We start from the raw sequence: 21,307 nt of genomic DNA on the forward strand, positions 1-21,307 counted from the left end.
CTAGAAAATAATTCAAGCTTTTTTTTATATTTTTTTTGTACTTTCAAAACTGGATAAACGACATTGTTACGTTAAACAAAATTTGGTTAAGTCCTCGATCGATTAGTATTCGTCAGCTGCACGTGTCGCCACGCTTCCACCCCGAACCTATCTACCTCATCGTCTTTGAGGGATCTTACTTACTTGCGTAATGGGAAATCTCATCTTGAGGGGGGCTTCGTGCTTAGATGCTTTCAGCACTTATCCCGTCCACACATAGCTACCCAGCGATGCTCTTGGCAGAACAACTGGTACACCAGCGGTGTGTCCATCCCGGTCCTCTCGTACTAAGGACAGCTCCTCTCAAATTTCCTACGCCCACGACGGATAGGGACCGAACTGTCTCACGACGTTCTGAACCCAGCTCGCGTACCGCTTTAATGGGCGAACAGCCCAACCCTTGGGACCGACTACAGCCCCAGGATGCGATGAGCCGACATCGAGGTGCCAAACCTCCCCGTCGATGTGGACTCTTGGGGGAGATAAGCCTGTTATCCCCGGGGTAGCTTTTATCCGTTGAGCGATGGCCCTTCCATGCGGAACCACCGGATCACTAAGCCCGTCTTTCGACCCTGCTCGACTTGTAGGTCTCGCAGTCAAGCTCCCTTCTGCCTTTACACTCTTCGAATGATTTCCAACCATTCTGAGGGAACCTTTGGGCGCCTCCGTTACACTTTAGGAGGCGACCGCCCCAGTCAAACTACCCGCCTGACACTGTCTCCTACCCGGGTTACGGGTATGGGTTAGAATTTCAATACAACCAGGGCAGTATCCCACCGACGCCTCCTCCGAAGCTGGCGCTCCGGGCTCTAAGGCTCCTGCCTATCCTGTACAAGTTGCACCAAAATTCAATATCAAGCTATAGTAAAGCTCCACGGGGTCTTTCCGTCCTGTCGCGGGTAACCTGCATCTTCACAGGTACTATAATTTCACCGAGTCTCTCGTTGAGACAGTGCCCAGATCGTTACGCCTTTCGTGCGGGTCGGAACTTACCCGACAAGGAATTTCGCTACCTTAGGACCGTTATAGTTACGGCCGCCGTTTACTGGGGCTTCAATTCGCACCTTCGCTTGCGCTAAGCACTCCTCTTAACCTTCCAGCACCGGGCAGGCGTCAGCCCATATACTTCACCTTACGGTTTTGCATAGACCTGTGTTTTTGCTAAACAGTCGCCTGGGCCTATTCACTGCGGCTCTTCTAGGCTATGAACCCAAAAGAGCACCCCTTCTCCCGAAGTTACGGGGTCATTTTGCCGAGTTCCTTAACGAGAGTTCTCTCGCTCACCTTAGGATTCTCTCCTCGACTACCTGTGTCGGTTTGCGGTACGGGCACCTTTCACCTCGCTAGAGGCTTTTCTTGGCAGTGTGAAATCAGGAACTCTAGACATACGTCCTCGCCATCACAGCTCAATGTTAAAGAATGCGGATTTGCCTACATTCACACCTTACTGCTTGGACATGCATAACCAACAGCATGCTTACCCTATCCTTCTGCGTCCCCCCATTACTCAAACGGTGGTTTGGTGGTACAGGAATATCAACCTGTTATCCATCGCCTACGCCTATCGGCCTCGGCTTAGGTCCCGACTAACCCTGAGCGGACGAGCCTTCCTCAGGAAACCTTAGTCATACGGTGGACGGGATTCTCACCCGTCTTTCGCTACTCATACCGGCATTCTCACTTCTAAGCGCTCCACCAGTCCTTCCGGTCTGACTTCAACGCCCTTAGAACGCTCTCCTACCACTGATACCAAAGGTATCAATCCACAGCTTCGGTGATTTGTTTAGCCCCGATACATTTTCGGCGCAGCGTCACTCGACCAGTGAGCTATTACGCACTCTTTAAATGATGGCTGCTTCTAAGCCAACATCCTGGTTGTCTAAGCAACGCCACATCCTTTTCCACTTAACAAATACTTTGGGACCTTAGCTGGTGGTCTGGGCTGTTTCCCTCTTGACTACGGATCTTATCACTCGCAGTCTGACTCCCAAACATAAATCATTGGCATTCGGAGTTTGTCTGAATTCGGTAACCCGGGATGGGCCCCTAGTCCAAACAGTGCTCTACCTCCAAGATTCTAACGTTTGAGGCTAGCCCTAAAGCTATTTCGGAGAGAACCAGCTATCTCCAGGTTCGATTGGAATTTCTCCGCTACCCACACCTCATCCCCGCACTTTTCAACGTGCGTGGGTTCGGACCTCCAGTAAGTGTTACCTTACCTTCATCCTGGACATGGGTAGATCACCTGGTTTCGGGTCTACGACCACATACTCATTCGCCCTATTCAGACTCGCTTTCGCTGCGGCTCCGTCTTCTCGACTTAACCTTGCATGGGATCGTAACTCGCCGGTTCATTCTACAAAAGGCACGCTATCACCCATTAACGGGCTCTAACTACTTGTAGGCACACGGTTTCAGGATCTATTTCACTCCCCTTCCGGGGTGCTTTTCACCTTTCCCTCACGGTACTGGTTCACTATCGGTCACTAGGTAGTATTTAGCCTTGGGAGATGGTCCTCCCAGATTCCGACGGAATTTCACGTGTTCCGCCGTACTCAGGATACACTCAAGAGAGAATGAATTTTAGACTACGGGGCTTTTACCCTATCCTGCGGACCTTTCCAGATCGCTTCGTCTAACTCATTCCTTTGTAACTCTATGTAGAGTGTCCTACAACCCCAAAAGGCAAGCCTTTTGGTTTGGGCTATTCCCGTTTCGCTCGCCGCTACTCAGGGAATCGAATTTTCTTTCTCTTCCTCCAGGTACTTAGATGTTTCAGTTCCCTGGGTGTGTCTCAGATGCGCTATGTATTCACGCAAATGTACTGCTCCATTACGAACAGTGGGTTTCCCCATTCGGAAATCTCCGGATCAAAGCTCACTTACAGCTCCCCGAAGCATATCGGTGTTAGTGCCGTCCTTCGTCGACTCCTAGTGCCAAGGCATTCACCGTGCGCCCTTATTAACTTAACCTAAAAGTTAAAAAGTCTTACACGTTGTGATTACGTAAATAATCACAACAGAATTTCTTGTTGTTTATTGTTTCAATGTCGTTTTATCCAGTTTTCAAAGAACAAATAATAATCTTTGGTGGAGCCTAGCGGGATCGAACCGCTGACCTCCTGCGTGCAAGGCAGGCGCTCTCCCAGCTGAGCTAAGGCCCCGGGGTTTAAAAAGGGTATGGTGGGCCTAAATGGACTCGAACCATCGACCTCACGCTTATCAGGCGTGCGCTCTAACCAGCTGAGCTATAGGCCCTCTTTGAATTTCCATATAATAAATATGAACATTCAAAACTGAACTGCAAAACGTTAAGATACGAATAAAGATTCGTATTCCGATATTATCCTTAGAAAGGAGGTGATCCAGCCGCACCTTCCGATACGGCTACCTTGTTACGACTTCACCCCAATCATCTGTCCCACCTTCGGCGGCTGGCTCCCGTAAGGGTTACCCCACCGACTTCGGGTGTTACAAACTCTCGTGGTGTGACGGGCGGTGTGTACAAGGCCCGGGAACGTATTCACCGTGGCATGCTGATCCACGATTACTAGCGATTCCGGCTTCATGTAGGCGAGTTGCAGCCTACAATCCGAACTGAGAACGGTTTTATGGGATTTGCTCACCCTCGCGGGGTTGCGACCCTCTGTACCGTCCATTGTAGCACGTGTGTAGCCCAGGTCATAAGGGGCATGATGATTTGACGTCATCCCCACCTTCCTCCGGTTTATCACCGGCAGTCACCTTAGAGTGCCCAACTAAATGCTGGCAACTAAGATCAAGGGTTGCGCTCGTTGCGGGACTTAACCCAACATCTCACGACACGAGCTGACGACAACCATGCACCACCTGTCACCGCTGTCCCCGAAGGGAAAAGCCTATCTCTAGGCCGGTCAGCGGGATGTCAAGACCTGGTAAGGTTCTTCGCGTTGCTTCGAATTAAACCACATGCTCCACCGCTTGTGCGGGCCCCCGTCAATTCCTTTGAGTTTCAGTCTTGCGACCGTACTCCCCAGGCGGAGTGCTTAATGCGTTAGCTGCAGCACTAAGGGGCGGAAACCCCCTAACACTTAGCACTCATCGTTTACGGCGTGGACTACCAGGGTATCTAATCCTGTTTGCTCCCCACGCTTTCGCGCCTCAGCGTCAGTTACAGACCAGAAAGCCGCCTTCGCCACTGGTGTTCCTCCAAATCTCTACGCATTTCACCGCTACACTTGGAATTCCGCTTTCCTCTTCTGTACTCAAGTCCCCCAGTTTCCAATGACCTTCCACGGTTGAGCCGTGGGATTTCACATCAGACTTAAAGGACCGCCTGCGCGCGCTTTACGCCCAATAATTCCGGACAACGCTTGCCACCTACGTATTACCGCGGCTGCTGGCACGTAGTTAGCCGTGGCTTTCTAATGAGGTACCGTCAAGGTACGAGCAGTTACTCTCGTACTTGTTCTTCCCTCACAACAGAGTTTTACGATCCGAAAACCTTCTTCACTCACGCGGCATTGCTCCATCAGACTTTCGTCCATTGTGGAAGATTCCCTACTGCTGCCTCCCGTAGGAGTCTGGGCCGTGTCTCAGTCCCAGTGTGGCCGATCACCCTCTCAGGTCGGCTACGCATCGTCGCCTTGGTGAGCCGTTACCTCACCAACTAGCTAATGCGCCGCGGGCCCATCCTGTAGTGACAGCGAGATGCCGTCTTTTAACATCTCCCCATGTGAGGAAATGGATTATTCGGTATTAGCCCCGGTTTCCCGGAGTTATCCCAATCTACAGGGCAGGTTGCCCACGTGTTACTCACCCGTCCGCCGCTAAATCAGAAGAAGCAAGCTTCTTCGTCATTCGCTCGACTTGCATGTATTAGGCATGCCGCCAGCGTTCGTCCTGAGCCAGGATCAAACTCTCCATAATAGTTCACTTTCAGTATGCAGAGCATATTGAGAGCGAACAAATTAGAACTAGTTTAAAAGCTCATTTTGTTTTGCTGGCATCATCATTAAATGATGTCCAAAATTGTTTTGCTATCATCCTAACTAAGTTAGTTGAAAGCTATGTTTCTTAACGTTTTGCATGTTCAGTTTTCAATGTTCATTTTGTTGTGTCGTTTTTTGCGACTTCTCTAATTTACCATCGTACTCGTTAAGTGTCAAGAAGTTTTTCTAAAAAACTTTTTCACTATTATTTGTTTGAAATAGTTTGTGTTGTTTTTGACGACGCTTATTATAATACCATGCATTTATTTATTATGTCAACAATAAAAACGAACAAATTTCATTGTTCGTTTTTAAATGTTGTTTCTACATCATCACTTTGTAGTATCTATGCATGATCGCGTTGCTTTTGGTTTGCTGTTCTTCAATTGAAATATACCCTTTATCTATTAGAAACTCGATGAAAACCTCTAAATCTACAGAGTAGTTTTTAAGCTCTTCTTGCTCATGAATTTCTTGGATCGTCCAAAACTCTTTTGACCCAAGTACTTCTATAATGTGTTGCGCTCCATCTTTTGATCGGGAATGAATCAAAAAGTCACTCGCTAAAAACAAAAGCTCTAATCTTTTTTCTAATGATTCATCACTAGAGATTAACTCATCGTACAATTTATATATAGAAGGATCTAATGCTTTTACTTGATTCCATACCATCACTTCTGGATGCATACCATTTTCAAAAACAGCTAATCGTGCTAGATGATGTAAAGAATCTACCATATGATTATAGGCATCTAAGAAATTACGTTGTTCAAAAAATAGCTTCCCTTCTAAATACCGTCTCGTTAGTTTGGCAAACTCTATACCCATTCGAGCTTTTCTTCCGTTTATCGGAAATACGTATAGCTCTTGTTTTAAACTTTCTACATATTCATTGCGATCAAATACCACACGACCGTTGATTAACCAATCCACCAGTTTCGGGTTAGTTCCCAACAAGAGCCATTTTCTTAACTGCTTTTCTGTAATTATATGAAGCGCAGTTTTTTTATCCTCATACGTATAATGCTTTGTAAAAACAGGTACCTCAGATTCTTTCGTTAATATTAATAAAATAGAGTCAAACATATCTGTAATAGGACTAAAATCTGCCCGTTTCTCTACTAAAATAACACCAAGTGTATTAGGTTCACTTGCTCTTTCTTGATAAATCGGTCTCAATAACGCTTCCAAAATGAAGCCTCCTTTATTTACTTCTACTATAAATTTTCGACAACTTTTCTATATTTCCTTCTATCAATTCATTCCTAACTTAACTTTATACTAAAATATGATATAGTGTATGTAGAAATTAGGAGGCTGAAAAATGAAACCCTATAAAAACAAAATAAATCGTATACGTTCGTTTGCACTTGGACTTATATTCTTTGGTTTTATCATTATGTACGGTGCAATCTTTTTTAAAGATAACGGTATATTAGTTACCATTTTCGTAACGCTGGGGCTACTATCTATTTTAGCTAGTACAGCAGTCTATGGCTGGATTGGATTATTATCAACAAAAGCAGTGCCTGTTGTATGTCCTAACTGTGGTAAGCATACTAAAGTATTAGGTAGAGTAGATATGTGTATGTATTGTAAAGAACCTTTAACGCTAGATCCTAATCTTGAAGGTCAAGAATTTGATGAAGCATTGAATAAAAAAAGATAATGGACACTTTGCTTTTTTAGCAAAGTGTTTTTTCTATTCTAAGTAGGTAGAAGGTGGAAGTGAAAATGCTATGTTTTCAAATAAAAAACCGAGCGTGTCTTACTACGCTCGGTTTTGCTTATTGAACTTTAGTTGCATGCTCTTTGCATGTTGGACAAACACCGTAAATTTCCATTCGATGATAACTTACATCAAACCCAGTTAAATGAGAAGCTAAATGTTCTACTTCATCTAATCCAGGATAATGAAAATCAACAATTTTACCGCAAGCGTCGCAAATCATATGATAATGATCATTCGTAACAAAATCAAAACGACTAGAAGAATCGCCGTATGTTAACTCTTTAACGAGTCCTGCTTCTCTAAAAACACGTAAATTATTATAAACCGTTGCAACACTCATGCTAGGAAATTTACTTTCTAGTGCTTTATATATATCGTCCGCTGTGGGATGTGACATAGATTGGATAATAAATTCCAGTATCGCATGGCGTTGAGGTGTAATTCGTACACCAGTCGATTTTAATGTATCTAAAGCATCTCTTAAATGTACTTCCGTCATCGCAATGCACCTCTTTTCATATTCATTCTTTAATTATAATTGTTACAATAAGTATAAATAGAAAGGGCATGAACTGTCAAATTTATTACTCGTTAAGGAAAGATATACATAGATTAGTAACCCTTTTCCAAATCAATCTCATTTTCCAGTGGCTTTTGCTCCATCCAAGCATTTAAATTACTTGAGAAAATTTGTAGCGCTCTTATTACATATTGAGAAGAGTGACTGGAGATATGTGGAGAAACGATTACATTATTCATACTCCAAAATGGGTGTTCTGCGGCAAGTGGTTCCTTCTCAAATACATCCAGTACTGCATATGCGATTCTCTCTTCTTCTAATGCACGTAGTAAGTGTTGTTCTTTCACTAAATCACCACGTCCAAAATTCATAAAGATTGCACTCTGCTTCATAGACTGTAAATGCTCGTATGTGAATAATCCCTTTGTTTGCTCCGTACTTGGTAGAATGGAAATAACAATATCCGCTTTCGGTAAAACTTCATTTAGTTTATCGAAGGTAACTATTTCGTCCATAAATGGAGGCAGTTTTCCACTGCTATTACATCCAATTGTGTGCACGCCAAAAGCCTGTAGTATTCTTCCTACTTCCCCGCCTATTGCACCGGGACCTAATATGATTGCAGTTGAACCTAGTAATTCGGTTGGAGACACACGCTTAGACCATTTCCCTTTTCGTTGATTTTCATTGATCAACGGGAGTGACTTCTTAATAGAAAGTATATGGGCTAAGATCGTTTCTGCCATTGGAGTTTTGTGAATTCCACGTACATTGGTAACGACAATGCCTCTCTTTGCAATTTCCAGTAACGGCATTTTTTCTAAGCCAGCAGAAGCCACCATAATCCATTTTAGCTGTTCGGCAGTTTTGAGATGAGGTGCATCTATGTCTTCGCCGTATGTAACTAGAATTGACGCTGACTTTAGCAGTTCTTCATTTAAACCTTTTTGAAATATAAATTCTGCATCTGGGTACTTTTTTACTAATTCATCCTGTTGCTCCGGCTTTGGTAAAAAAGAAAACAATATATTCATATTATTGCCCTTCAGTCACTAATGATTTTAATGTTAGAAGTGCTTCTTCTACGTGTCCGTCGACTTTAACTTTATTCCATTCTTTTACGACCGTTCCAGTAGGATCGATTAAAAAAGTAGAACGTTCGATACCCATATACTCTTTTCCAAAATTCTTTTTCAACTTCCATACTCCATATGCCTCCGATACTTCATGCGTATCATCTACTAATAGCGAAAATGGAAGACCATGCTTGTCTATAAATTTTGTATGAGCCTTTTCATCATCTGCGCTAACTCCAAGAATAACTGCATTTAAATCAGTGAAACTTGTATGAGCGGCTTTAAAATCACATGCTTCCGTTGTACAGCCCGGTGTAGCATCCTTTGGGTAAAAATACAAAACGACATATTTCTTCCCTGCAAAGTCTTTTAATGAAATAATTTCTCCTTTTTCATTTTTCAATGAAAAGTTAGGTGCTACCATGCCTTCTAGTTTTTCCATCATAATCCCTCCTATTATATATATATCGTAACGAAGTTACTCACTTTGTTCAATTTTCTTAGCAATTTTCAATATTATTGTCTACAATTAAGAGGAACTTAAAGAATTAGTATACTAGACAATAATTGAATAGAAACGTTATACTTTCTATCTGTAAACAAACTGAGCGGAGGCTAGGACATTGAAACAAACACAATCAGAAAAAATTCAAATTGAGGCACTAGAACATATAGTAGGTGGTGTAAACAGTCCATCACGATCATATAAAGCAGTAGGTGGAGGAGCACCTATCGTTATGGAAAGAGCAGAAGGTGCTTATTTTTATGACGTGGATGGCAATAAATATATCGACTATTTAGCGGCATACGGACCTATTATTACAGGTCATGCACATCCTCATATTACCGAGGCCATCACAAAAGCGGCACAAACTGGTTTGTTATATGGGACTCCAACAAAACATGAAGTAACCTTTGCAAAAATGTTAAAGGATGCTATTCCCTCAATGGACAAAGTTCGTTTTGTTAACTCAGGAACAGAAGCAGTAATGACAACAATTCGAGTTGCTCGTGCTTATACTGGAAGAACAAAAGTGATGAAATTCGCGGGATGCTATCATGGCCACTTTGATTTAGTACTAGTTGCAGCTGGTTCAGGTCCTGCTACATTAGGTACTCCTGACTCTGCGGGTGTTTCTAAAGAAACAGCGAAAGAAGTAATTACTATTCCATTTAATGATCCAAAAGCTTTTGAGGAAGCTATGGAGAAATGGGGAGACGAATTAGCTTGTATTTTAGTGGAGCCAATCGTAGGAAACTTTGGCATGGTAGAGCCAAATGAAGATTTCCTTCCACTAGTTCATAAATTGGCAAAAGATAAAGGTGCACTAGTTATTTACGACGAAGTAATTACCGCATTCCGTTTCCATTACGGCGCAGCATCTACTATGTTAGAGCAAACACCTGACTTAACAGCATTAGGTAAAATCATCGGTGGAGGTCTTCCAATAGGTGCTTACGGCGGCAGAAAAGAAATTATGGAGCAAGTTGCCCCATTAGGACCAGCATACCAAGCGGGAACTATGGCAGGTAATCCAGCGTCTATGCAAGCGGGTATTGCTTGCTTAGAAGTTTTACAAACTCCCGGGTTATATGATGAACTCGATAGACTAGGTGGACTACTTGAGGTCGGTATTTTAGAAGCAGCCAAGAAAAATAATGTCACCATCACTATTAATCGTATTAAAGGCGCACTTTCCGTTTACTTCACAGATGTGAAAGTAGAGAATTATGAACAAGCAGAAGCAAGTGATGGGGAAATGTTTGCGAAGTTCTTTAAGCTAATGTTAAACCAAGGTATTAACTTGGCACCTTCAAAATACGAAGCTTGGTTTATCACAACTGCGCATACAGAAAGTGATATTCAAGAAACACTTTCTGCAGTTAATAATGCATTTGCTAAACTTCAATAAACAAGTGCGCTGTTTCTTACGAAAGGATTGGATTTAATGAAATTAGGAGCTCGAATATTTAAAACTGGAGTAGCTATTGTATTTTCTTTATTCATAGCTGAATTACTTCAGCTTCCCAATCCTGTATTTGCAGGAATAGCAGCTATTTTCGCCATTCAACCTTCTATATATAGGTCGTATAAAACAGCCACTGAACAAATTCAAGGGAACTTAATCGGAGCCATTGTTGCGGTTATCTTCTCTTTAGTTTTCGGTAAAGATTATGTAATCGTAGGATTTGCTGCAATCATCACCATTACAATTATGCTTAAACTAAAATTAGAGAAAGCCTTAACACTTGCTCTTGTTACGGTAATTGCGATTATGGAAATACAAGGAGATGACTTTCTACTATTTGCAGTATTACGATTTGCTACCATTCTAGTTGGAGTAATATCTGCTTTTATTGTGAATTTAGTATTTTTACCTCCTAAGTTTGAAAAGAAGCTATTCAATGCAATTCACTATACACAGGACGAAATAATTCGTTGGTTACGAATAGCAGTTCGACAAGCATCCGATCATCAATCGACTAAACAAACCATTAGTCAATTAAATGAAAGACTTGTTCGTGTTGATCAAATATACTCATTCTTTAAAGAAGAACGTGGATACACTAAGAAAGCAAACCACACAAAGGGAAGAAAATTAGTCGTCTACCGCGAATTAATTTCGGCTTCCTATAAAAGCTTAGATGTACTAAAAAAGTTGCATCACCATGAGCATGAATTTACTCTTCTTCCCGAACATTTTCTAATGATGATAAAGGAAAGATTGGATACTCTATTAACCTATCATGAACAGCTCCATTTGAAATTCATCGGTAAGTTAAGACCCGAGCATATTGAAGAGAACGATTCCGAGGCATTTTTACAAAGGCAAGAAGTAATGGATATTTTCGTCAAACAAATTACTATTACACAAATGGAAGAGGAGTTTTCTTCATACCATCTGCTACATTTACTATCTGCTATTTTAAGCTATGAGGAACAATTGGAACATGTGGATAAACTCATCACCTCATATCAAAACTTTCATAGCGAAGAGCTGACTGTTGAAATTGAAGAAACTCCTTATTAAAAAAACTGGTTGATCGTGAGTTTTCTCGCGACCAACCAGTTTTTTTTTAGATATTATTAGTTGGATCGTCCGATTGTTGTTTAGCAAATACAACAAATAAAATAGTAACGCCTCGTAAAAGTTCTTCTAAAAAAATGCCACTTAGCGTTAGAATGCTAAGTGGCACGGTTATTAATTTTTCATCTTCGGATCTAGTGCATCTCGGAGTCCATCACCCATCAAGTTAAATCCTACAACTGTTAACATTATTGCTACTCCTGGGAAAATCATCGTCCACGGTGCATTTCTTAAATACATACGGGCATCCGCTAGCATTTTCCCCCATTCAGGAGCAGGCGCTTGAGCTCCCAATCCTAAGAACCCTAGAGCAGCTGCTTCAATAATAGCTGAAGCGATTGCCAGTGTTCCTGCAACAATAACCGGTGCCATAGAATTAGGTAGAATATGAGAAAACAAAATTCGAATGTCCCTCATCCCAATTGCTTTAGCAGATGTTATGTACTCTTCTTCTTTAATACTTAGAACTTTCGAGCGTATTAGGCGACCAAAGTTAGGAATATTAATAATCGCAATAGCAATCAATGCATTTTGTAAAGACGGTCCTAAGACAGAAACTACAGCAATGGCCAATAATATACTTGGAAAAGCTAACATGATATCGAAAATTCTTGAAATAATCATGTCTATCCATTTCCCATAGTAACCTGCAATAATACCTAAAATACTACCAGCTACTACAGAACCAATAACAGAGAAAAACCCTACCATTAAGGAGATTCTAGCTCCATAAATAATTCTAGAGAATATATCACGACCAAAATCATCCGTACCAAACCAATACTTACTAGACGGTGGTTTCAATCGATCTGTTAAAAGCTGATCATTAATACCTTGTGGTGCAAGCCAAGGACCAAAAAATGCTAAAAATAAGAAGAATAAGACAATCCCTGCTCCTACAAGCGCTCCTTTGTTTTTTCGAAAGCTACGCCATGCATCTCGCCAAGGACCGGTCGACGTTTCTTTAGTTACTATTAGTTGATCATTTGTCGCATTCGGAACCATTTCGGACATATCTATTCCTCCTTTTAATCATATTTAATCCTCGGATCTACTAACCCATATAAAATATCTACAAATAAGTTAATCATCACGAATATAAAAGCGACAACCAATATACCCGACTGAATTACTGGATAATCACGGAACGAAATAGCTTCGTAAATATACCTGCCGATTCCTGGCCATCCGAAGATAGTCTCCGTTAAAATAGCGCCTCCAAGTAAAAGCCCAGTTTGAAGTCCAATTACAGTTAATACGGGTATAATTGCATTTTTTAAAGCATGTTTGTAAACTACAAAAAACATTTTCTGCCCTTTAGCTCTAGCAGTGCGAACATAATCCGCTCTCATTACTTCAAGCATACTTGATCTAGTCATACGAGCAATTATCGCCATCGGAATTGTTGCTAACGCAATACCAGGTAATATTAAATGTTTCAGTACAGTACCTAGTTGATCGAATCTTCCCTGTATAATTGTATCTATTACATACAAGCTCGTGATGGAGTTAATGGGATCTCGAACCTCTTCTCGACCAGTCGTTGGAAGCCATTGTAATTCAATACCAAAAATCCACTGTTCCATCAATCCTAACCAAAAAATTGGCATGGATACTCCGATTAAAGCTAAGACCATTGCCATATAATCAAACCAAGAGTTTTGGAACCAAGCCGATATAATACCTGCATTAACTCCAATTATTACTGCAATAATAATGGCAAAGAAAGCTAGCTCCATTGTTGCAGCCAAGTATGGCCAAATCTCTTTAGCAACTGGTTGAACCGTTCGCATAGATTCGCCCAAATCACCTTTTAGGAGACCAGCTAAATAGTCAAAGTATTGTGTATACCAAGGCTGGTTCAAGCCTAGTTTAATCTCCAATGCTTCTATCGCTTCTTTAGATGCTAATTGTCCTAATATTACTTGTGCGGGATTACCAGGAATTGCTCGTATGATCATGAAAACAACAAATGTCATACCAAGTAATACAGGTATCAATTGTAATAATCGTTTACCGATATAGTGAAGCATTTTCTTCACCTCTCTAATTTAAATTAAGAAAAGCACAAACGCCTATGTAATTGGAAGTCAGTATATGATTATGATCGTCGTGTCACAACTACTGACCCTCATCATACGCCCCTGATATCTTGAAGCGACTCGAGGGACTAGACGTAGGAGCTAAACAAATGCTGAATAAATACAATTTCTAATTTAATGAATAAAGGGGAGAAATCACGAAGACCTCCCCCCTTAAGCTTATTACTTAAAGTCGACCTTGTTTAATCTATCAGAACCAGTTGGATGTGGGAAGAAATTAGTAATTTCAGCATCTCCAGCTAGTAATGGTGTTGAGTGAGCAAGTGGAACCCACGGAGCATCCTCAAAGATTAATTCTTGTGCTTGTTTATAAAGTTCATTACGTTTGTCTTCGTCTACTTCTGTTTGTGCTTCGATTAAGATTTTATGTGTCTCATCGTTTTTGTAGTAGCTATAGTTGTTACTTCCGATATTATCTTCGTCAAGTAAAACATAGATAAAGTTGTCCGCATCTCCATTATCACCAGTCCAACCTAATAAGAATGCATCTGCTTCACCATTTTTAGCTTTTTCTAAATAAGTAGCCCATTCATAAGATACGATATTAGCAGTAATACCAACATCAGCTAAGTTCTTTTGAATAGCTTCAGCAACTTTTGCACCATCTGGCATATAAGGACGTGGTACAGGCATTGCCCATAGTTCCATTTCAAAACCGTCAGCCATACCAGCATCTGCTAATAATTGCTTCGCTTTTTCTGGATCGTACTCATAACCCGGAATATCTTCATTGTATCCACTAATAGAAGATGGCATAGGGTTTTTCGCTACCTCTGCACGACCTTCAAAGAAAGCGTCCACAATAGCTTGTTTATCAATTGCATAGTTTACAGCTTGACGAACTTTTGGGTTATCGAATGGAGGACGAGTATTTGTTAACCCAAGGTACCCAACATTCATAGATGGACGTTCGAATAGTTGGAGAGCTGCCTCTGACTCAACTGTAGCTCCGTCCGAAGGATTTACACCATCAGCTAAATCAATTTCTCCAGTTAAAAGAGAGTTTAAACGAGCAGAGTTATCAGGAATTGCACGGAAAACAACACGATCTAATTTCGGCTCTTCTGAATTCCAATACTCTTCATACTTTTCAATAGTGATAGAATCATTACGTTTCCACTCTACAAATTTGAATGGTCCAGTACCGACTGGGCTATCTCCATATTTATCTCCTGCTGCTTCAAATGCAGTTGGACTTGCAATAGCGAATGGACTCATTGCAATATTTTTCAAGAAAGGTGCTTGTGCACGCGTAAGTTTGAATATTACCGTGTAATCTCCCTCAGCAGTAACTGATTCAATTACATGACCTTCATCACCAGCATATCCACCGAACATAGACCCATAATATGGGAATAGATCTTCAGAACCGCTAGCCCAACGTTCAAAGTTTTTAACAACTGCTTCTGCATTAAAATCAGTTCCATCATGGAATTTTACACCTTCACGAAGTGTGAATGTATACGAAAGTCCGTCTTCTGATGGCTCCCACTTTGTAGCTAATCCTTCATTAATTGTTGTATCTTGCTCACCAAAGTTTAATAAAGTTTCTTGCACGTTTTGTGTAACTTTGAATGATTCACCATCCGTTACAGCAGCTGGATCTAGTGAAACAGAATCTCCTCCACGACCAAAGATTAATACTTTATCTTCCGCAGTTTCTGTAGTTCCCTTGTCATTATCTTTTTTTGTATCGCCGTCTGATGAATCGTCAGATGAACACGCAGCAAGTACCATAGTAAGTGCAACGAACATCAGCAGCAAAAATGACCATATCTTCGTTTTTCCCATTTGGACCCCTCCAATTATTTATTTATTATCAATGCTGCAATTGCTCATTATATAAATGGCATGCAACAAAATGACCTGTTTTAGCTTCTTGTAATTGTGGAACATCCTTCACACAAATATCCATCTTAAAAGGACATCTTGTATGGAAGGTACACCCAGAAGGTGGATTTGAGGGACTTGGAATGTCTCCTTCTAAAATAATTTGTTCCCGTTTAAACTCCGGATCTGGAACTGGAACTGCAGAAAGTAAAGCTTTTGTATAAGGATGTAAAGGTTCAGCATACATGGATTCACTTGTAGCGAGTTCTACCATTCTTCCTAAATACATTACCCCTACACGATCACTGATATGGCGAACAACTCCCAAATCATGAGCAATAAAGATATAAGTTAACTTGAGCTCCTTCTGTAAATCTTGCATGAGATTCAAGACTTGTGCCTGTATCGAAACGTCGAGTGCCGACACTGGCTCATCCGCTATTATCAACTTCGGATTAGTCATCAATGCTCTTGCTATTCCTATACGTTGCCTTTGTCCTCCACTAAATTGATGTGGATAACGTTTGGCATGATAGCTACTTAAACCGACAATTTCTAGAAAGTCATGTACTTTCTTTTTTCTACTCTTTGGGTCTCCAATATTATGGACAATTAAAGGCTCCATTAGAATCTTTTCAATTGTATGACGTGGATTTAAAGAAGCATAAGGATCTTGGAATACCATTTGTATTTCACGTCTAGCTTTTCTCATCTCATCATTTGAAATACTCGTTAGATCTTTTCCGTTAAACGTCACTTTTCCTTCAGTAGGCTCTAGTAATCTCATAAGCATCCTGCCTGTAGTAGATTTACCACAACCAGATTCACCCACTATTCCTAGAGTTTCTCCTTCATTTACAAAGAAAGAAATATCATCTACAGCTTTCACATTACCTGTATGTTTTCCTAACATCCCAGTACGTATTGGAAAATACTTTTTCAATCCTTCAACTTTTAACAGCGGCTCTGTCATCTTCCAAAACCTCCTTTTCATCGTATAAGAAGCATCTTGTTTTATGACCTTCCGCTGTTTCATATAGAGGAGGATTTTCTTCCGTACATCTTCCTTCTACAAATTCACAGCGAGCTGCAAATCTGCAACCTTGTTTGATGGATCCAGGCTTTGGAACACTCCCAGGAATAGAGTAGAGGCGCTGTTTTTTATATCGCATATCTGGAACAGAAGCAATTAAACCTTTTGTATATGGATGCTGTGGGTTATTAAAGATTGTATCCACGGTGCCCTCTTCTACTACTTTTCCTGCATACATCACTACAACTCGTTCACAAGTTTCAGCTACTACGCCTAGATCATGCGTTATTAATATTACCGCCGTATTCAGCCGTTCATTTAACTCGCGCATTAACTTTAATATTTGGGCTTGAATAGTTACATCTAAAGCTGTTGTCGGTTCATCAGCTATCAAGAGCTTGGGATCACAAACTAATGCCATAGCTATCATTACACGCTGTCTCATTCCACCGGAGAGCTGATGTGGATAGTCATTCATAAGTTCTTCTGCTCTCGGAAGTCCAACTAGTTTTAGCATTTCTATCGCTCTTGCTTTCGCTTTCTTTTTGTTCCAGTCTTTCTTATGTAAGGTTATTGCCTCTAGTAATTGATTTCCAATTGTAAATAAAGGATTTAATGATGTCATTGGCTCTTGGAAAATCATTGCCACATCGTTGCCGCGGACTTTGCGCATTTCTTTCTCAGAAAACTTTGTTAAGTCTTTGCCCTCAAACAATATTTGACCACTCGTAATTTTCCCTGGTGGACTTGGAACTAGTCCCATGATGGAAAGAGAAGTAACACTTTTTCCACATCCTGATTCTCCAACAATACCAAGAATCTCGCCTTCTCTTACATGAAAATCAATATGATCTACGGATGGAATAACACCATCATCTGTGAAAAAGGACGTTTGAAGATCTTTCACTTCCAAAATTGTTTGTCGTTCACTCATGATGTTCCCTCTTTTCACAAATATTCGAATCTTCTAACTAAAGTACTATAAATGATATTTTACACAAAAAATTCTGTTATGCAACACTTTTCTGAAAAGTCATACGACTATCCTCCCTTCCTAAATATAAAAAAACATCTTATAAGCGGAATAAACACTTATAAGATGTTTGAGTAATTATTCTGTATCAAGTTGTTGAATTTGAAATAGATTGTAATAAGTATTTTTTTGTTTCATCAATTGCGCATGTGAACCGTTCTCAATCACTTTACCATTTTCAATAACGATTATATTATCGGCATGCGTAATAGTAGATAGACGGTGTGCTACGATTATGGTCGTACGATTGGAAGCTAGCTTCTCTAAAGAATCCTGTATTAAAGATTCACTCTCTAAGTCTAATGCTGAAGTTGCTTCATCTAGAACTAAAATAGATGGATTTTTCAAAAATACTCTGGCGATCGCAACACGCTGCTTTTGACCTCCTGAAAGTTTCACGCCACGCTCTCCGACTTTTGTTTCATATCCTTCAGGAAGCTCCATGATAAAGTCATGTGCGTTTGCTGCTATAGCCGCTTCCATTACTTCTTCATCTGTAGCACCAGGTTTCCCCATTAATATATTGGACTTGACTGAATCACTAAAAAGAATATTATCTTGTAGCACTATACCAATTTGCTTTCTTAAGGATTCAATGGTGACATCACGAACATCCTTACCGTCAATTAGTATTTGTCCCTTAGTAACATCATAAAATCTAGGAATTAAGCTAATAATAGTCGATTTACCACCGCCACTCATACCTACAAAAGCTACTGTTTCTCCTGCATTAACACGGAAATCGATATCCTCTAAAATCATATGTCCATCTTTTTCATACTGGAATGATACGTTAGAAAATGTCACTTCTCCGCTAGAGGTCCCTAAAGTAGAAGCACCTTTTTTATCGACAATATCATACTCTTCATCCATTAGCTCAAATACACGATCCATCGAAGCGAATGATTGCGTTAATGTTGTGGATGAATTGACTAAACGTCTTAACGGGCTGTATAAGCGCTCCACATAAGCAATAAATGCAGCCATTGTCCCTACAGAAAGTCTTCCATGAATAGCTTCATAACCCGCATAAGCAATAACAAGTAAAGGAGCAATATCTGTAATCGTATTAACTACTGCAAATGCTTTTGCGTTCCATACTGTTTGTTTTACTGCTGCATCTAAAAATTCTCCATTTGTCTCATTAAATAATTTTTGTTCATGTTTTTCTAGTGTAAAGGTTTTAATAATACTCATTCCTTGTACACGCTCATGTAAGTAACTTTGAACACCAGCTAATGCTTGAGAACGCTCTTTTGTTAAATCCCGTAATCTTCCGAAGAAGTATTTAACGCTGAATGCATAGAACGGAAATGCTAATAATGTAACTAAAGTAAGCTTTACATTCATCGTTAACATGATGCCGATAGCGATTAAAATAGTCGCTAGGTCCAACCAGACGTTCATCAATCCAATCATGACAAAGTTTTTCGTCTGCTCCACATCATTGATAACTCGAGAAATAACCTCGCCAGCACGCGTGTTGGAGTAGTACTTTAAGCTAAGCTTTTGTAAATGGATATACATTTTCTTACGTATATCAAACAAGATTTTATTACTCACTAATTGCGCTAAGTATTGTCTATAATACTCTATTGGTGGTCGAACGATTAAGAATACTAATGCAGTCCCGCCAAGCCAATATATTAATTGAGTCATTTTTTCATCATTGGTTAATGCTTCTGCTCCGATAATATCATCAATTACAATCTTGATAAGAATCGGAATAAATAATGGGATAGCAAATTTTATAACCCCTATGACGATTGTCAAGAAAATTTGAAAGTTATACGGTTTTACAAATTCCATATATCTTTTCATCGAATTCATATAAAAACTCCCTTCTACCATGAGAAAAACCTGTTGCATATTTCAACAGGTTTCTCTAACTACTCATTCAACTGTTTTTGAAAATGATAACGACTTGTCCAAGCCTCAATAAAATCTGGTGCAAACGGACCTTTTCTTTGTTTGATCCAGGAAATGAGCTTCTCGACATTTCGATTTAAAATACCATCAATTTCTTCTGGATACTTCATTTCTTTTTTATGTTGCTCATATTCGTCTTCATCCAGAATTGTGTAGGTCATATCAGGAAATACCTTCACATCTAAATCATAATCAATGTACTTTAGCATTCCATTGTTATAGACAAATGGAGAACTCATGTTGATGTAATAGTATACACCATCTTCTCGTAGCATACAAATAATGTTAAACCAATATTCTGCATGAAAGTAACAAATAGAAGGTTCTCTAGTAATCCAAGTTCTACCATCGGATTCAATTACAAGTGTTCGTTCATTTGCTCCAATTACAATATTTTTGGTTCCTTTTAAAACCATCGTTTCTTGCCAGACCCGGTGGATTCGACCATTATGCTTGTAGCTGTGAATTTGAATAGTTTCTCCTTCATTTGGAATCGCCATGATTTAGCCACCTTTTCATCAAGCGTAAATTTAGAATTTTTATACTTATTTTCTTATTATAGCAATTCAATGTAAAAAACTATAGTAAAAAAATCAGCGAGGGTTATTTACCCTCGCTGATTTTTGGTGAATCCATGTTATTTAGTTCGGTTAGAAGAACGATTTGCTTGTGGGCCGCTAGCTTGTTGTTTTTTCAACTCTGCTTGACGATTTTGTTCTTTAACTTTTTGAATATCAGTTTCAGAAGCAAACTCTTGGTTTTGGTTCTGCTGTTTTCTGTTATTCTTCATGGATTGTTCACCTCCGTACATTCCTATCATGTGCAGATGGCATAATTTTATTCATTCTTTGAGTCAATTTCATATAGAGTACTAGCAATAAAGGAAATTTCTACACGGATGTGCGCTGCCGCACGCTACGCATGAGCCTTTAAGGATGAGTTACTCCGTTCCTTCACCCTTTTAAAGTCTCATTCTTCGCGCTCATGCGGCTTGGAAGGCGCACATCCAACCGACCACTGTGTATGAAGTATATAGCTACTATAAATAGATAGTCATTTATGAATCTAGCTTACATTTGCATCTTCGCCTTCAAGTTTAGATAGACAGTCTTCATTATACCAATATAAGAAGTTTTACTCAGATGTGGCCGTCGCACGCTACGCATTTATGTCTTCCTAGCTGAAAGATTATTGGTAGTGTAAGACACTACATTTTTAACGATCTGCCGCCATCGACAATAATTGTTTGGCCTCTAATCATGGAAGCGTCATCAGAGAGCAAGAACATAGCTGTTTTGACCATGTCATCTATTTCTACCATCCGTCCTGCTGGTGTATTTACTCTTGCATCGTCTAATAATTCATCTCGATTTGGAAAATGCTTGAGTGCGTCTGTGTCGAGCGCACCACCAGATACAGTATTTACTACAATTCCTTTAGGTGCAAGCTCCACTGCTAAATACCTTGTGAGTGATTCTATTGCGGCTTTTGAAACTCCGACTGTTGTGTAGTTTTCTAAATAACGGATAGACCCTAAAGAACTGATCCCCAAAATTTTCCCACCGTCTGGCATTAACTTAGCCGCTTCTTGGGCACCAAATAACATTCCTTTGGCGTTAATATTCATTGTCCAGTCCCAATGTGATTCCTCTAATTCCATAATAGGTCTTAAAACACCGGAAGCAGCATTGCTAACAAAAATGTCTAAACGACCAAACTCTTCTTTAATAGTGTGGAACATATCACGAAGCTTTTCCACATCTCCTACATTCGCCTTTACTAAAAGTGCTTTTCTTCCTAGGTTTTCAATTTCCTTCACTGTCTCAAGAGCAGCGGTTTTACTTCGAGCATAGTTTACGACGATATCATATCCGTTTTTGGCAAGTTCGATAGCTATAGCTTTCCCTAAACCTCTGCTACTACCTGTAACTAAAGCTACTTTATTTGTTGTCATT

Annotated in this window: 16 protein-coding genes, 2 tRNA genes and 2 rRNA genes; 3 read left to right on the forward strand and 17 right to left on the reverse strand. The window is 40.1% G+C overall.

Features of this window, described 5'->3' with window-relative positions; all coding sequences use genetic code 11:
• Positions 1-82: 82 nt before the first annotated feature.
• From MKX39_RS14560 to MKX39_RS14580, 5 genes are all read right to left on the reverse strand, one after another.
• Positions 83-3,011, reverse strand: a 23S ribosomal RNA gene (locus MKX39_RS14560).
• Between the two features lie 115 nt (positions 3,012-3,126).
• A tRNA-Ala gene (locus MKX39_RS14565) sits at positions 3,127-3,202 on the reverse strand.
• A gap of 17 nt (positions 3,203-3,219) precedes the next feature.
• Positions 3,220-3,296, reverse strand: a tRNA-Ile gene (locus tag MKX39_RS14570).
• Between the two features lie 95 nt (positions 3,297-3,391).
• A 16S ribosomal RNA gene (locus tag MKX39_RS14575) occupies positions 3,392-4,946 on the reverse strand.
• The 16S and 23S rRNA genes sit together here with 2 tRNA genes alongside, the layout of an rRNA operon.
• Before the next feature lie 386 nt (positions 4,947-5,332).
• A complete protein-coding gene (locus MKX39_RS14580; RefSeq protein ID WP_093538187.1) occupies positions 5,333-6,199 on the reverse strand; it encodes a nucleotidyltransferase-like protein in 867 nt (288 codons plus the stop codon).
• Between the two features lie 133 nt (positions 6,200-6,332).
• Here MKX39_RS14580 and MKX39_RS14585 point away from each other — a divergent pair, with 133 nt between their 5' ends.
• Positions 6,333-6,677 (forward strand): YgzB family protein, encoded by a 345-nt coding sequence (locus tag MKX39_RS14585; RefSeq protein ID WP_093538186.1) that lies wholly within the window; start codon positions 6,333-6,335, stop codon positions 6,675-6,677.
• Positions 6,678-6,795: 118 nt separating this feature from the next.
• Here the strand turns inward: MKX39_RS14585 and perR are convergent, their stop codons facing one another.
• From perR to bcp, 3 genes are all read right to left on the reverse strand, one after another.
• Complete coding sequence (gene perR / locus MKX39_RS14590) at positions 6,796-7,239, reverse strand: peroxide-responsive transcriptional repressor PerR (protein WP_139185114.1); 444 nt, start codon at positions 7,237-7,239, stop codon at positions 6,796-6,798.
• A 113-nt stretch (positions 7,240-7,352) separates the two neighbouring features.
• Positions 7,353-8,294 carry a D-2-hydroxyacid dehydrogenase gene (locus tag MKX39_RS14595; RefSeq protein ID WP_340770028.1) on the reverse strand — a complete coding sequence of 314 codons (942 nt, stop codon included), beginning with the start codon at positions 8,292-8,294 and terminating at the stop codon, positions 7,353-7,355.
• A 1-nt stretch (position 8,295) separates the two neighbouring features.
• A complete protein-coding gene (gene bcp, locus MKX39_RS14600; RefSeq protein ID WP_340764539.1) occupies positions 8,296-8,778 on the reverse strand; it encodes a thioredoxin-dependent thiol peroxidase in 483 nt (160 codons plus the stop codon).
• Positions 8,779-8,959: 181 nt separating this feature from the next.
• On the opposite strand from bcp, the gene MKX39_RS14605 reads away from it, so the two are divergent.
• Positions 8,960-10,249 (forward strand): glutamate-1-semialdehyde 2,1-aminomutase, encoded by a 1,290-nt coding sequence (locus MKX39_RS14605; protein WP_093538183.1) that lies wholly within the window; start codon positions 8,960-8,962, stop codon positions 10,247-10,249.
• Between the two features lie 36 nt (positions 10,250-10,285).
• On the forward strand, positions 10,286-11,368 hold the full coding sequence (locus MKX39_RS14610; RefSeq protein WP_093538182.1) for an FUSC family protein: 1,083 nt from the start codon (positions 10,286-10,288) through the stop codon (positions 11,366-11,368).
• A gap of 171 nt (positions 11,369-11,539) precedes the next feature.
• On the opposite strand, the gene nikC is transcribed toward MKX39_RS14610, so the two are convergent.
• From nikC to fabL, 9 genes are all read right to left on the reverse strand, one after another.
• Positions 11,540-12,430 carry a nickel transporter permease gene (gene nikC / locus MKX39_RS14615; protein ID WP_245762752.1) on the reverse strand — a complete coding sequence of 297 codons (891 nt, stop codon included), beginning with the start codon at positions 12,428-12,430 and terminating at the stop codon, positions 11,540-11,542.
• A gap of 23 nt (positions 12,431-12,453) precedes the next feature.
• Positions 12,454-13,458 carry an ABC transporter permease gene (locus MKX39_RS14620; protein WP_093538180.1) on the reverse strand — a complete coding sequence of 335 codons (1,005 nt, stop codon included), beginning with the start codon at positions 13,456-13,458 and terminating at the stop codon, positions 12,454-12,456.
• A 231-nt stretch (positions 13,459-13,689) separates the two neighbouring features.
• Positions 13,690-15,318: an ABC transporter substrate-binding protein gene (locus tag MKX39_RS14625; protein WP_093538179.1), complete on the reverse strand. Its 1,629-nt coding sequence runs from the start codon at positions 15,316-15,318 to the stop codon at positions 13,690-13,692.
• A 28-nt stretch (positions 15,319-15,346) separates the two neighbouring features.
• Positions 15,347-16,330 carry an ABC transporter ATP-binding protein gene (locus MKX39_RS14630; RefSeq protein WP_340770031.1) on the reverse strand — a complete coding sequence of 328 codons (984 nt, stop codon included), beginning with the start codon at positions 16,328-16,330 and terminating at the stop codon, positions 15,347-15,349.
• Positions 16,305-17,324, reverse strand: a complete 1,020-nt coding sequence (locus MKX39_RS14635; RefSeq protein WP_340770032.1) for an ABC transporter ATP-binding protein — start codon at positions 17,322-17,324, stop codon at positions 16,305-16,307. Before MKX39_RS14635 ends, MKX39_RS14630 begins: the two co-directional genes overlap by 26 nt.
• A 177-nt stretch (positions 17,325-17,501) precedes the next feature.
• Positions 17,502-19,253 carry an ABC transporter ATP-binding protein gene (locus tag MKX39_RS14640; protein ID WP_340770034.1) on the reverse strand — a complete coding sequence of 584 codons (1,752 nt, stop codon included), beginning with the start codon at positions 19,251-19,253 and terminating at the stop codon, positions 17,502-17,504.
• Positions 19,254-19,312: 59 nt separating this feature from the next.
• Positions 19,313-19,852 (reverse strand): nucleoside tri-diphosphate phosphatase, encoded by a 540-nt coding sequence (gene ntdP, locus MKX39_RS14645; protein ID WP_093538175.1) that lies wholly within the window; start codon positions 19,850-19,852, stop codon positions 19,313-19,315.
• A 137-nt stretch (positions 19,853-19,989) separates the two neighbouring features.
• Positions 19,990-20,142: a gamma-type small acid-soluble spore protein gene (locus MKX39_RS14650; RefSeq protein WP_245762747.1), complete on the reverse strand. Its 153-nt coding sequence runs from the start codon at positions 20,140-20,142 to the stop codon at positions 19,990-19,992.
• 417 nt (positions 20,143-20,559) lie between these two features.
• Positions 20,560-21,306, reverse strand: a complete 747-nt coding sequence (gene fabL / locus MKX39_RS14655) for an enoyl-[acyl-carrier-protein] reductase FabL (RefSeq protein WP_093538173.1) — start codon at positions 21,304-21,306, stop codon at positions 20,560-20,562.
• Position 21,307: the final 1 nt, after the last annotated feature.

Source organism: Psychrobacillus sp. FSL K6-1464, assembly GCF_038003145.1.
GTDB classification, from domain to species: domain Bacteria; phylum Bacillota; class Bacilli; order Bacillales_A; family Planococcaceae; genus Psychrobacillus; species Psychrobacillus psychrotolerans.

Bases quoted from the DNA above. Each gene is read 5' to 3' on its own strand.
- MKX39_RS14650 (WP_245762747.1), bottom strand. From the start codon at position 20,142: ATGAAGAATAACAGAAAACAGCAGAACCAAAACCAAGAGTTTGCTTCT.
- MKX39_RS14595 (WP_340770028.1), bottom strand. From the start codon at position 8,294: ATGAATATATTGTTTTCTTTTTTACCAAAGCCGGAGCAACAGGATGAA.
- fabL (WP_093538173.1), bottom strand. From the start codon at position 21,306: ATGACAACAAATAAAGTAGCTTTAGTTACAGGTAGTAGCAGAGGTTTA.
- perR (WP_139185114.1), bottom strand. From the start codon at position 7,239: ATGACGGAAGTACATTTAAGAGATGCTTTAGATACATTAAAATCGACT.
- ntdP (WP_093538175.1), bottom strand. From the start codon at position 19,852: ATGGCGATTCCAAATGAAGGAGAAACTATTCAAATTCACAGCTACAAG.
- MKX39_RS14610 (WP_093538182.1), top strand. From the start codon at position 10,286: ATGAAATTAGGAGCTCGAATATTTAAAACTGGAGTAGCTATTGTATTT.
- nikC (WP_245762752.1), bottom strand. From the start codon at position 12,430: ATGGTTCCGAATGCGACAAATGATCAACTAATAGTAACTAAAGAAACG.
- bcp (WP_340764539.1), bottom strand. From the start codon at position 8,778: ATGGAAAAACTAGAAGGCATGGTAGCACCTAACTTTTCATTGAAAAAT.
- MKX39_RS14630 (WP_340770031.1), bottom strand. From the start codon at position 16,330: ATGACAGAGCCGCTGTTAAAAGTTGAAGGATTGAAAAAGTATTTTCCA.
- MKX39_RS14640 (WP_340770034.1), bottom strand. From the start codon at position 19,253: ATGAATTCGATGAAAAGATATATGGAATTTGTAAAACCGTATAACTTT.
- MKX39_RS14585 (WP_093538186.1), top strand. From the start codon at position 6,333: ATGAAACCCTATAAAAACAAAATAAATCGTATACGTTCGTTTGCACTT.
- MKX39_RS14620 (WP_093538180.1), bottom strand. From the start codon at position 13,458: ATGCTTCACTATATCGGTAAACGATTATTACAATTGATACCTGTATTA.
- MKX39_RS14625 (WP_093538179.1), bottom strand. From the start codon at position 15,318: ATGGGAAAAACGAAGATATGGTCATTTTTGCTGCTGATGTTCGTTGCA.
- MKX39_RS14635 (WP_340770032.1), bottom strand. From the start codon at position 17,324: ATGAGTGAACGACAAACAATTTTGGAAGTGAAAGATCTTCAAACGTCC.